The sequence below is a fragment of the Oceanisphaera sp. genome (genome assembly GCF_048268965.1).
GTDB lineage: Bacteria > Pseudomonadota > Gammaproteobacteria > Enterobacterales > Aeromonadaceae > Oceanimonas.
On the sequence record NZ_JBLWUK010000009.1, the window covers coordinates 58,564 to 69,218 of the forward strand.

General features: G+C 53.6%; 11 protein-coding genes and 6 tRNA genes. 3 read left to right on the forward strand and 14 right to left on the reverse strand.

Going from position 1 to position 10,655, the window contains the following annotated elements:
* Positions 1 to 16: 16 nt before the first annotated feature.
* On the forward strand, positions 17 to 523 hold the full coding sequence (locus tag ACN0VL_RS06365; RefSeq protein WP_417615629.1) for a glycine cleavage system protein R: 507 nt from the start codon (positions 17 to 19) through the stop codon (positions 521 to 523).
* A gap of 556 nt (positions 524 to 1,079) precedes the next feature.
* Here the strand turns inward: ACN0VL_RS06365 and tadA are convergent.
* Positions 1,080 to 1,598 (reverse strand): tRNA adenosine(34) deaminase TadA, encoded by a 519-nt coding sequence (gene tadA / locus ACN0VL_RS06370; RefSeq protein ID WP_417615631.1) that lies wholly within the window; start codon positions 1,596 to 1,598, stop codon positions 1,080 to 1,082.
* A gap of 25 nt (positions 1,599 to 1,623) precedes the next feature.
* Positions 1,624 to 1,917: a hypothetical protein gene (locus tag ACN0VL_RS06375; protein ID WP_417615632.1), complete on the reverse strand. Its 294-nt coding sequence runs from the start codon at positions 1,915 to 1,917 to the stop codon at positions 1,624 to 1,626.
* Between the two features lie 144 nt (positions 1,918 to 2,061).
* Here ACN0VL_RS06375 and ACN0VL_RS06380 point away from each other — a divergent pair.
* Positions 2,062 to 2,138: transfer RNA gene (locus ACN0VL_RS06380), tRNA-Pro, on the forward strand.
* 132 nt (positions 2,139 to 2,270) lie between these two features.
* Here the strand turns inward: ACN0VL_RS06380 and ACN0VL_RS06385 are convergent.
* The 5 genes from ACN0VL_RS06385 to ACN0VL_RS06405 form a co-directional block, all read right to left on the reverse strand.
* On the reverse strand, positions 2,271 to 2,732 hold the full coding sequence (locus ACN0VL_RS06385; protein ID WP_417615634.1) for a GNAT family N-acetyltransferase: 462 nt from the start codon (positions 2,730 to 2,732) through the stop codon (positions 2,271 to 2,273).
* A gap of 277 nt (positions 2,733 to 3,009) precedes the next feature.
* Positions 3,010 to 3,981 carry a PstS family phosphate ABC transporter substrate-binding protein gene (locus tag ACN0VL_RS06390; RefSeq protein WP_417615636.1) on the reverse strand — a complete coding sequence of 324 codons (972 nt, stop codon included), beginning with the start codon at positions 3,979 to 3,981 and terminating at the stop codon, positions 3,010 to 3,012.
* A gap of 483 nt (positions 3,982 to 4,464) precedes the next feature.
* Entirely contained in the window at positions 4,465 to 5,796 is a 1,332-nt protein-coding gene (phoR, locus tag ACN0VL_RS06395; RefSeq protein WP_417615638.1) for a phosphate regulon sensor histidine kinase PhoR, read from the reverse strand.
* Positions 5,797 to 5,810: 14 nt separating this feature from the next.
* Complete coding sequence (gene phoB / locus ACN0VL_RS06400) at positions 5,811 to 6,500, reverse strand: phosphate regulon transcriptional regulator PhoB (protein WP_417615640.1); 690 nt, start codon at positions 6,498 to 6,500, stop codon at positions 5,811 to 5,813.
* A 62-nt stretch (positions 6,501 to 6,562) separates the two neighbouring features.
* The gene (locus ACN0VL_RS06405; RefSeq protein ID WP_417615699.1) at positions 6,563 to 7,045 is read right to left on the reverse strand and encodes an N-acetyltransferase; all 483 of its coding nucleotides are present in this window, start codon (positions 7,043 to 7,045) and stop codon (positions 6,563 to 6,565) included.
* A gap of 172 nt (positions 7,046 to 7,217) precedes the next feature.
* On the opposite strand from ACN0VL_RS06405, the gene rdgC reads away from it, so the two are divergent.
* Positions 7,218 to 8,126, forward strand: a complete 909-nt coding sequence (rdgC, locus tag ACN0VL_RS06410) for a recombination-associated protein RdgC (protein ID WP_417615642.1) — start codon at positions 7,218 to 7,220, stop codon at positions 8,124 to 8,126.
* Positions 8,127 to 8,344: 218 nt separating this feature from the next.
* Here rdgC and nadA read toward each other — a convergent pair whose 3' ends face one another.
* The 7 genes from nadA to ACN0VL_RS06445 all read right to left on the reverse strand — a co-directional run bounded on the left by nadA (position 8,345) and on the right by ACN0VL_RS06445 (position 10,643).
* The gene (nadA, locus tag ACN0VL_RS06415; RefSeq protein ID WP_417615644.1) at positions 8,345 to 9,406 is read right to left on the reverse strand and encodes a quinolinate synthase NadA; all 1,062 of its coding nucleotides are present in this window, start codon (positions 9,404 to 9,406) and stop codon (positions 8,345 to 8,347) included.
* A gap of 44 nt (positions 9,407 to 9,450) precedes the next feature.
* Entirely contained in the window at positions 9,451 to 9,999 is a 549-nt protein-coding gene (locus ACN0VL_RS06420) for a hypothetical protein (protein ID WP_417615646.1), read from the reverse strand.
* Positions 10,000 to 10,124: 125 nt separating this feature from the next.
* A tRNA-Lys gene (locus ACN0VL_RS06425) sits at positions 10,125 to 10,200 on the reverse strand.
* 56 nt (positions 10,201 to 10,256) lie between these two features.
* Positions 10,257 to 10,332, reverse strand: a tRNA-Val gene (locus ACN0VL_RS06430).
* Positions 10,333 to 10,354: 22 nt separating this feature from the next.
* Positions 10,355 to 10,430 (reverse strand) — tRNA-Lys (locus ACN0VL_RS06435).
* 39 nt (positions 10,431 to 10,469) lie between these two features.
* Positions 10,470 to 10,545, reverse strand: a tRNA-Val gene (locus ACN0VL_RS06440).
* Positions 10,546 to 10,567: 22 nt separating this feature from the next.
* Positions 10,568 to 10,643 (reverse strand) — tRNA-Lys (locus ACN0VL_RS06445).
* Positions 10,644 to 10,655 lie beyond the last annotated feature (12 nt).

The following is a 10,655-nucleotide window of genomic DNA, read 5'->3' on the forward strand; positions in this document are numbered from 1 at the left end:
TTTACAAGGAGCACGTATGAAAACTCTGGTCGCCACTATTATCGGCCCCGACAAAGCGGGTTTGGTTAAAAAACTGGCCACGCTGATCAAACAACATAACGGCAGCTGGCAGGCCAGCGCCATGAGCGAGCTGGCGGGTTACTTTGCCGGTATCGTGGAAATTAGAGTGCCCCAGGAGCATAGTCAGGCGCTTGGCGAGGCACTGGAGCAACTGACCGATTTTCAGATCCAGCTGCTGGAAGCCAAACAACCCGTTCTGCAGGGCCAGAAACTCAAGCTAACGGTGACCGCCAACGACCGTATCGGCATTATAGATGAAGTCACCGATGTGCTGAATCAGCTCAACATCAGCGTCAATACCCTTAAAACCGACAGTTATGCCGCTCCTACCACGGGCACCATGCTGTTTGAGGCCATTAGCGTGTTAACCCTGCCCAATGGCCAGGCGCTGCATGACTTGCAAGACAAGCTGGAAGCGCTAAGCGACGATCTGGTGGTCGATATCGATCTTATTGAGCCCTGAGCGCACGTTAAGAGTGAAGGGGAAAGAGTAAGGGGGAAGCGAACAAGCCTCCCCAGCCCACTGAACCTGTGTGTTTTTCCGGGTGGCGCTCTACGTCTCAGTGAGTGTTAAAAAAACATCCTGCTAACGCAGTACCGGCAGCTAAAGCGCCGGACTACAAAGGCATCACACTGCTAAAACCGCGCGAATAAATATGTGCCTACAGAAAAACGCGCCTTTGTAGTCCGCCCATTTATTTGGCGGCCAGCGTAGCTGGATGTTCTGCCATTGCATTGCCAACAACGCGCGAATAAATATGTGCCTACAGAAAAACGCGTCGTTTGTAGTCCGCCCATTTATTCGGCGGCCAGCGTAGCTGGATGCTCTGCCATTGCATTGCCAACAACGCGCGAATAAATATGCGCCTACAGAAAAACGCGTCGTTTGTAGTCCGCCCATTTATTTGGCGGCCAGCGTAGCTGGATGTTCAGTCTGGTTTAGATCTTACTAATGAAGTGTTTTCAGATCTTTTGTCTGTGGGTTCAGTGGATTCCGTGGCAGATATCTGGTTTTGTGTTTAACTTTCAGCTTCTGGCTTAAAGCTGACCGCTTGTTTGGCTTGCTTGCGGGCGGCTTTCTTTTCGGCTCGGCGGCGCTTGAAAAAGGCGCTTAGCTGGGTGGCGCATTCGTTGGCCAGTACCCCCGACTGCCAGCTCACCAGGTGATTAAGCCCGGGGGTGGCCAGTAGCTGTAGCACAGAGTCTACCGCGCCGGTTTTGGCATCGGCCGCGCCATACACCAGCCGTTGAATGCGGCTGTGTACCATGGCACCGGCGCACATCATGCACGGCTCCAGGGTGACATACAGAGTGCACTCCAGCAGCCGATAATTACCAACCGCCTGCCCCGCCTGACGCAGAGCCATGATCTCCGCATGGGCCGTGGCATCGTGACTGCCAATGGACCTGTTCCAGCCCTCACCAATGCATTTGCCATCGAGCACGACCAAAGCCCCTACCGGTACTTCATCTTCGGCTTCGGCCCTGGCCGCCAGCTCCATGGCCCGCTGCATCCAGTATTCATCTTGTTCGTTCATGTCGTCCGCCTATGTTGGCTGCACATTATGGCAAAAGACGCCGTTGGCGAAAATAGCCATCATCACGAAGGGACCAAGCTATAACACTATCTTTTGCCACGGAATCCACAGAAACCACGGACGAAAAGCTTAAAACATAGCGGTAAGCCTTACGCTGTACGCCATAAGTTAAGGACAAAAACACCGTCTTTTTACGGATAGCGTACGGATTAAAGCGTACCGCCGCGTTGTTGAGTGTTAATCTTGATTTTTCTGTGGATTCCGTGGATTCCGTGGCGAAAACATTTTCAGTCTTGGTCTTGCAGAGCAAGCTGGCCATCACTCTTCACAGCCGCTATGCGATCTGATTTATAGGCTAAGTGGATAAAAAATCACACCTTTGACCAAGAAAACAGCAAACAAACACAAATAATCAAAAGGGGCTTGCAGCTCTGCAAGCGGGCCTATATAGTTGCTCTCGATTCGGCGTGTAGCGCAGCTTGGTAGCGCACTAGCATGGGGTGTTAGGGGTCGGAGGTTCGAATCCTCTCACGCCGACCAAATCGAAAAAGCCCACCACAAGGTGGGCTTTTTACTGCCTGAAAAACAGCAACGACTACAAGCAGCAAGCTGCCTGTAGTCTCTCGCGCAAGTACCTTTACCCTCTATCAGCCTCGCAAGTTCACCTGCGACTTACAGCGTGTTCTCCATAAGAATAACCGACACCTGCTCACCTCGACGCTCCAGCTCGCGTTGCTCTACAAACACAAAACCCATGCGCTCAAAAAACGGCCGCGCGGTAATGCTGGCTTCGCAATAAAGCAGGTGCAGACCGCGAGACGCCGCTTCGGCTTTCAGCCGTTGCATCAAGGCACGGCCAATACCCCGCCCTTGATGGGCATGGTGTACATAAAACAAATCGATGCGGCCATCGTCTGCCAGCTCGGCAAATCCCAGCAAATCTCGACCTTCGGTGGCAACCAGGGGGTGAGTACGAATAAAGCGGCTTACCCAGTGTGGTGCATCAAACTCATCCGGCGCCCACACCACTAATTCTTCGTGACTATAATCCGCCTGGTTAATGCGATGCACAGTATCGTGGAGCAAACGCCAAATGCTGCCTGCCTCACCACTGCGGATTTTCCTGATTTCCATTCTGACTCCTGCCAAGGCCCCAAGTACTACCCTCTATATAGCCACATTTATCGACAATAAAAAAGCAACTTCACCGTCACTTTGTCATATTTATTGTCTACATTGGTGATTTTACTTGGATTTAGGCACTTATTCGCATCTTGAGGTAGAAGCGAGCCACTTTGCTTCTTTCAGTATGCGTTGCAAAAAGAAATCCTGAAAACCGGATCGCCAAAACGAAAAAAACCCGAGCACCAGGCTCGGGGAATCATCACATGACGGTGGAGGCGTCTACGACTTACTTCAGTCCCAACCTGTTCAGGTCGGCTTCAATCACGCTGGCAGGAACGGGGACGTAACCGTCTTTATGTACTATCTCCTGCCCCTGCTTGGACAGCATCAGCTTGATGAACTCGGCTTCCATTGGCCCCAGTGGCTTGTTGGGGTGTTTGTTGACATACACATACAGGAAGCGGGCTAACGGGTAGTCACCGCTAATGGCATTATCTGCGTTCGCCGCCACGTAATCGCTGGAGCCTGCTTCTGCCAAGGGTACCGCACGTACGCTGGAGGTGCTGTAACCCAGGCCCGAGTAACCAATGGCATTCAGTGAAGAAGACACCGACTGCACCACGGAGGCCGAACCCGGCTGCTCGTTGACGTTGTTTTTGAAGTCACCTTTACACAAGGCCTTGTCTTTAAAGTAGCCATAGGTGCCAGACACAGAGTTGCGACCATACAACTGAATGTCACGCTGGCTCCAGTCTCCTGTCAGGCCTGTTTGACCCCACTTGGTAATTTGCTCGGCGCTGCCACAACCCAGGGTGCTGGAGAAAATGGCGTCTACCTGATCGATGCTCAAGCCTTCAATCGGGTTGTCTTTATGAACGAACACCGCCAGGGCATCGATGGCCACTCGTACCGGTGTGGGTTTATAGCCATAGCGCTTTTCAAAGGCTTCTACTTCGTTGCTTTTCATGGCGCGGCTCATGGGGCCAAACTGAGCGGTGCCTTCGGTAAGAGCCGCCGGTGCGGTCGACGAGCCGGCGGCCTGGATCTGGATATTAACGTTAGGATAATGACGGGTGAAGGCTTCGCCCCACAGGGTAGCCATATTGGCCAGGGTGTCTGAGCCAACCGATGACAGATTGCCTGACACGCCACTCACTTTTTCATAGTCTGGCAAGGCGCTATCCACGGCGGCCAGTGCAGTACCCGAGGCCAAAACGGCCGTTAAACCAAGAGCGGTAACCAGGTTGTTCAGTTTCATCTTGTTCTCCATCTGAGTTCGCATCCTTTAGACGTCGCCAGTATTGCTGCTATGAATGACAATAATATGAAACAGACATGACAGAGGGATGACAAGGCTCATAAAGAGTGAGGGGTGAAGAGTGAGGGGGGGAAGGAAACATAGCGCCCGGCGCCAGGCACGCTGCGAAACAAAGGGCTGTGTGTTGTGTAGGGTGCCGCTTTAGCTGGTACTCCCGTCTCAGCGGGATGTTAAAAATCACTCTGCTAACGCAGAGCCAGCAGCTAAAGCGCCGGACTACAGGGTGCGGTGTTTGTAGGCGCATACTTGTTCGCGCTATGTGTTGTACCAGCTACGCTGGCCGCCTAAGTCCTCTTTACCAAAGAGACGGGGCGGACTACACAGAACGGTGTTTTGTAGCGTGCCGCTTTAGCTGGCACTCCCGTCTCAGCGGGATGTTAAAAATCACTCTGCTAACGCAGAGCCGGCAGCTAAAGCGCCGGACTACTTCCCGCTCTCAGCTTCCAGCCTGGTTTTGCTGCTTTCAACGACCAGGCGGTGGGCGGGCAAGGTGAAGCTGAAGCAGCTGCCCTCGCCTACCTTGCTGTTGATGCTCAGACTGGCGTCATGGTGCGCCAGGGCGTGCTTGACAATGGCCAGCCCCAGGCCCGAGCCTCCGGTGTGGCGACTGCGTGCCTTGTCTACCCGATAGAAACGCTCGGTGAGGCGGCTGAGGTGCTCGGGGGAAATGCCCTCCCCCGAATCGGTGACCGAAAACCGGGCCTGTTGTTCCACCCGGCTCCACTCTACCACAATGCGCGTGTGTGCCGGGGTGTGCCGAATGGCGTTATACACCAGGTTGGAAATAATACTGCGCAGCTGCTCCTGATCGCCCAGCGCCTTGAGCCGACTGTCGACCTTGAAGCACAGCTGGTGGCCTTTTTCGCCGCTCAGGGCCCGGGCTTCCTGCTCCAGCATGCTCAGCATGGCGGGAATATCCACCTGCTGTTCGTTTGCTACCGCACTCGCTGACTCGATACGCGTTAGTGTCATGAGTTGCTGTACCAGGGCTTCCATGCGCAGGGTTTGCTCCTGCATGACCCATTGCGCCTTGTGCCACATCGCCGGCTCGGGCGGCTCCTCCAGTAGTTCAAGATAACCTTTAAGCACGGTGAGGGGGGTGCGCAACTCGTGGGAGACGTTGGCCACAAAGTTCTTGCGCATTTGCTCCAGACCGCGCAGGCGGGTGATGTCGCGTACCACCAGCAGCAACTGATCTTCCACATAGGGCATCACCCTGAACTCCAGCAGTGTTTGTTCACGCTGGGGAGCCGCCAGCTCGAGGGGTTCCTGATATTCGCCCCTGTCCATGTAGTCGATAAACAGCGGCGCACGGAGCAAGTTGCCGATGTGCTGCCCCGCATCATCGGGCCAGTGAAACCCCAGCAGCTGCTGAGCCAGCTTGTTGCACCAGACGATATTGCCGTCGTGGCGGATCACCACGGCGGCATCGGGCAGGGCTTCGGCGCCCTGTCTGAATCGTCGTATCAGCCTGGCCAGCTCGCGCCGGCGCGAGCGCTGACGTTGCTGCTGTCGATACAGGCCGTTGAATATGGACTCCCAGCTGCCCTTGCCATGGGGCGGGATCAGGCTGCGATCCTGCCACAGCCAGATTTTCAGTTTATGCTGAAAGCGATAATGCCATAGCAAATGCAAGACGGTGGCGCACAGCAGCCCCAGCGTGGAATCTCCGATGGCCAGGCCGAATAAAAAGAAACCGCTGTAATAAAGAATTAAGCGCCACCACAAGCCAGGGTTTGATTCTTGTAATTGCATAGTAGGGCTGGGCCTCAAAGGCGGGTTGAAAAACGATAGCCGGCGCCACGCACCGTTTGAATCAGTTTATCATGCCCCGACTCCGACACCGCCTTGCGCAGCCGCCGAATGTGCACATCCACGGTTCTGTCTTCAACATACACATTGGTGCCCCACACATTGTTCAGCAGCTGTTCGCGACTGTAAACGCGCTCGGGGTGGGTCATGAAAAAGTGTAACAGTTTGAATTCGGTGGGGCCCAGCTCCAGCTGCAGATGATTGGCGCTCACTCTGTGGCTGACGGGATCCAGCTTCAGGCCTTGCACTTCAATCACATCATCCACCGCTGTGGGGGCAACCCGGCGTAATACGGCATTAAGGCGAGAAGTCAGTTCTTTGGGAGAAAACGGCTTGGTAATGTAATCGTCGGCGCCGACGTCCAGCCCTTTTATTTTGTCTTCTTCTTCGGCCCGGGCGGTCAGCATGATCACCGGGATCTGACGCGTTAATTCATTTTGCTTCAAATGCTTGATCAGTTGAATGCCACTGCCACCGGGTAACATCCAATCCATTAATATCAGTTCCGGGTAAGGCTCTTTGATCATCAAAAGTGCTGTCTGATAATCCTCTGCCGCCTCTGTGATAAATCCTTTCTGCTCCAGCACCAGACACAGCATGTCGCGAATAGCCACTTCGTCTTCCACTACCAGTATTTTCCGTGTCATTGTTTACTGTCCTTACGGGTCTTACTTGTGTATGACCATTATTAGCAGCAAGTGTGACAGTTTTATGAATTGATGACACTATCATGTTGCCATAAGGGGCCTTGAGTCCGATCCTTGTCCCCGGCCCGATATTCCATGTACAGCTCTGGCTGACTGGTTGCCGCGTCTGTGCCCTCGGCAATGATGCTGAACCCCTGGTCACAATAAAAGTTAACCGCTATGTCATTTTTACAATATACCTTGAGTGTCAGCTTGTTGCGTTGCTGCTTGGCCGTGTCGAGCAAGGCTCTGCCAATGCCGCTTTGCTGGCAGTCCGGGCGCACGAACAAGGCCGCAATATAATCCTCTACCAGTGCCACAAAGCCCTGCACCTCGCCCTGGCGTTCGCAGACCCAGATTTGTGCCGCCGGCAAATAACGGGCACGCATGGCTTCTTGCTGCTGCCACCAGAAGGCGGCGGGTATAAAGTCGTGGGCCTGTAACGACGCCAACAACCACACATTCAGGATGGCATCGGCATCACAGGCCGTCGCTTGGCGTATCATCACATCTTCTCCGACGGCGGTTTATTCAAGTGTACAGAGCCTGAGCCATCTCACTCCGGCTTTCATATCGCTCTGTGAGCCAGATCGGTAACTCTTGATTGATAATGACAGCCTGATCACAAAGCCGCTTTGCAGTACAATGCGTTTTTTCCGGCTCGTTATCGAGGATGCTATGTGGTTTAAGAACCTGCAGATTTATCGTTTTACCCGCCCTTTTGATGTCTCTCTTGAAGAACTGGAAAAGCAGCTGGAGGCCCTGCCCTTTACCCCCTGTGGCAGCCAGGAGCAGGCCAGGTTTGGCTGGATATCCCCCCTGGGCAAGCAAGGCCAGGCCTTGACGCACATCGCCGACGAGCAGATTTTGATCTGTGCCAAAAAAGAAGAAAAAATGCTGCCAGGCTCGGTGGTGAACGACATGGTGGCCGAAAAGGTAGAGGCCATCGAGATAGAGCAAGGTCGCGCGCTCAAGAAAAAAGAAAAAGAATCCATTAAAGAAGAGATTATCGTCGACCTGCTGCCAAGAGCCTTTAGCCGCTTTCAGCAAACCTATGCCTGGATCAACCCCAAGGCCGGCTTTATTGCGGTAGATGCCAGCTCCGCCAAGCGTGCCGAAGACTTGCTGGCACTGCTGCGCAAGAGCATTGGCTCGCTGCCCGTGGTGCCACTGGCCATGACCACGCCCCCCGAGCTCACCCTTACCGACTGGTTGAAAGAAGGTGCCGCTCCGGCCGGGTTCGCTCTGGAAGACGAAGCAGAGCTACGCTCAGCCCTCGAGCATGGCGGTATTATTCGCGCCAAACAGCAAGACCTGCTGAGCGAAGAAATCAAGGTGCACCTGGATGCCGACAAGCTGGTCACCAAGCTGGCCCTCAACTGGGCCGAGACCATCAGCTTTATTCTCAGCGACGACATGAGCATCAAGCGACTGAAGTTTTCGGAAGAGCTGCGCGAAGAAAACGACGATGTCACCAGCGAAGATGCCGCCGCCCGTTTTGACGCCGACTTTGCCCTGGTCACCGGCGAACTGTCACGCTTCGTGCCCGACCTGATAGACGCCCTGGGTGGGGAAGAAAACCGGTAACTGATGATTCGTGAGGAGTTAAGCGTGAGGTGTGAGGCTTAAACCGACTTCTGAGATTTAGCGCCTAGCTAAAAATAAAAACGGCACCGAGAGTCATCTCGGTGCCGTTTTTTACGTAAAGCGAACAGCGTAATGTGTGCGGAGAAAAGCGCCAAATTTTCAGGCGAAGTGTTTTATCTTTTACTCCTCACCATTCACGATTCACCTTTCACTGTCAGTTAAGCGTTGCCTTGCACTTTCATTTTAAGATCGGCGGCAAAGTTCAGCATCCGCTCCAGGGGGATCATGGCTTTAATGCGCGTTTCTTCGTCTACCTGGATCTCATGGGTCTCGCCACCATCACGCAGGGCATCACGAATCGCCAGCAGGCCGTTCATGGCCATCCAGGGGCAATTGGCACAGCTGCGGCAGGTGCCGCCATTGCCACCGGTAGGAGCGGCCACCATCTCTTTATCGGGGCAGGCCTGCTGCATCTTGTAGAAAATGCCCTGATCGGTGGCCACTATCAGTTTTTTCTGTGGCAGGGTTTGGGCCGCCTTGATCAACTGACTGGTCGAGCCCACCGCATCGGCCAGTTCAATCACAGATGCCGGTGATTCTGGGTGTACCAGCACGGCGGCATCGGGGTTTTGTGCCTTGAGATCTTTCAGGGCCTTGGCACGAAACTCGTCGTGTACGATACAGGCCGCCTGCCAGCGCAGCATTTTGGTGCCGGTTTCTTTTTCTATGTAGGCACCCAGGTGGCGATCCGGTGCCCAGATGATCTTGTGACCTTCGCTGTCCAGGTGTTCCACGATTTCCAGCGCTATGCTAGAGGTGACAACCCAGTCGGCACGGGCTTTCACCGCCGCCGAGGTATTGGCGTACACCACCACGGTATGATCGGGGTTGTTGTCACAAAAGGCGGTAAACTCGTCGGCCGGGCAACCCAGATCCAGCGAACACTCGGCTTCAAGCGTGGGCATCAGCACGGTTTTTTCCGGGCTCAGTATCTTTGAGGTTTCCCCCATAAAGCGCACGCCGGCCACAATCAGGGTTTTGGCTTCATGCTCTTTACCAAAGCGCGCCATCTCCAGCGAGTCGGAAACACAGCCGCCGGTTTCTTCGGCCAGGGCCTGTATTTCGGGATCGGTATAGTAATGGGCCACCAGCACGGCGTTACGCTCGCGCAGCAGCGCTTTAATTTCATCTTTCAACGCCAGCTGCTGATCAACCGTCAGCACAGCCGGCTTGGCGGGAAAAGGGTAGTCAAACTCGTAAATATCAACAGCTTCATTCATAACTTGGTTCCAGTGATCCGTCCGGATTGCGTCAAGGGCGAACATTATAGCCCCACCCGCGCCGTAACCCAAATCAACTGGAGATCTTTAGCCGTGAAGCGTGAAACAGGCGTAATAAAGCGGGAAATTAAACACAAAACCGAGATCCTGATGGTCATCAGGATGATGGAAAAACATAACCAATCGTAGGGTCGTCTTATTTTAGGTAAGAGTATTCGACCGCTTTTGGATCGTGCTGATGTTCTTGGTGGAATACTCTTTACCAAAACAGGAACCCTGCAAAAACCACCGTACCCTGTAGAAGCCTGCTTTAGCTGGCTGGTTTTGCGCAGCAACACTGAAACAATGACACACCAGGATATCGCTGCGCGATATTGCACAGCTAAAGCAGTGCCTACAAAAGCAAACAGCAAACCACCGCACCCTGTAGTCCGGCGCTTTAGCTGCCGGTACTGCGTTAGCAGGATGGTTTTTAAAATCCCGCTGAGACGGGAGTGCCAGCTAAAGCGGCACACTACAAAACATACAGCTCCAGTTCTGATGCCCTTTGTTTCGCTGGGTGCTCGGCGCTGGGCGCTATGTTTCCCCTTCACACTTTACTCTTCACAAAAGCCGTCGGGCGTCTGTGCTTCTGAATGTAAGGAGGTGCAAAAACGAAAAAATCCGCAGCGCGGATAAGGAGATATAAAACCGGGGATAATAGACAAGATGTTCGAGATGGTGGGGCGTGCAGGATTCGAACCTGCGACCAATTGATTAAAAGTCAACTGCTCTACCAACTGAGCTAACGCCCCGATAAATCGGTACTACTGCTTTCTTCACTTTCTATTTCAACTTTCTACATCAAATATGGTGGGTGATACTGGGCTCGAACCAGTGACCCCCTCCTTGTAAGGGAGGTGCTCTCCCAGCTGAGCTAATCACCCTGGGACTTGCTTTACTTCAACATGGTGGGGCGTGCAGGATTCGAACCTGCGACCAATTGATTAAAAGTCAACTGCTCTACCAACTGAGCTAACGCCCCGATAAATCGGTACTACTTTCTTCACTTTCTATTTTAATCTGGTGGGTGATACTGGGCTCGAACCAGTGACCCCCTCCTTGTAAGGGAGGTGCTCTCCCAGCTGAGCTAATCACCCTGGGACTTGCTTTACTTCAACATGGTGGGGCGTGCAGGATTCGAACCTGCGACCAATTGATTAAAAGTCAACTGCTCTACCAACTGAGCTAACGCCCCGATAAATCGGTA

Excerpts from the sequence above, each read along its gene's own strand:
- ACN0VL_RS06365 (WP_417615629.1), top strand. The coding sequence starts at position 17 with ATGAAAACTCTGGTCGCCACTATTATCGGCCCCGACAAAGCGGGTTTG.
- tadA (WP_417615631.1), bottom strand. The coding sequence starts at position 1,598 with ATGAACGAACAAGATGAATACTGGATGCAGCGGGCCATGGAGCTGGCG.
- ACN0VL_RS06375 (WP_417615632.1), bottom strand. The coding sequence starts at position 1,917 with ATGGCCAGCTTGCTCTGCAAGACCAAGACTGAAAATGTTTTCGCCACG.
- ACN0VL_RS06385 (WP_417615634.1), bottom strand. The coding sequence starts at position 2,732 with ATGGAAATCAGGAAAATCCGCAGTGGTGAGGCAGGCAGCATTTGGCGT.
- ACN0VL_RS06390 (WP_417615636.1), bottom strand. The coding sequence starts at position 3,981 with ATGAAACTGAACAACCTGGTTACCGCTCTTGGTTTAACGGCCGTTTTG.
- phoR (WP_417615638.1), bottom strand. The coding sequence starts at position 5,796 with ATGCAATTACAAGAATCAAACCCTGGCTTGTGGTGGCGCTTAATTCTT.
- phoB (WP_417615640.1), bottom strand. The coding sequence starts at position 6,500 with ATGACACGGAAAATACTGGTAGTGGAAGACGAAGTGGCTATTCGCGAC.
- ACN0VL_RS06405 (WP_417615699.1), bottom strand. The coding sequence starts at position 7,045 with ATGATACGCCAAGCGACGGCCTGTGATGCCGATGCCATCCTGAATGTG.
- rdgC (WP_417615642.1), top strand. The coding sequence starts at position 7,218 with ATGTGGTTTAAGAACCTGCAGATTTATCGTTTTACCCGCCCTTTTGAT.
- nadA (WP_417615644.1), bottom strand. The coding sequence starts at position 9,406 with ATGAATGAAGCTGTTGATATTTACGAGTTTGACTACCCTTTTCCCGCC.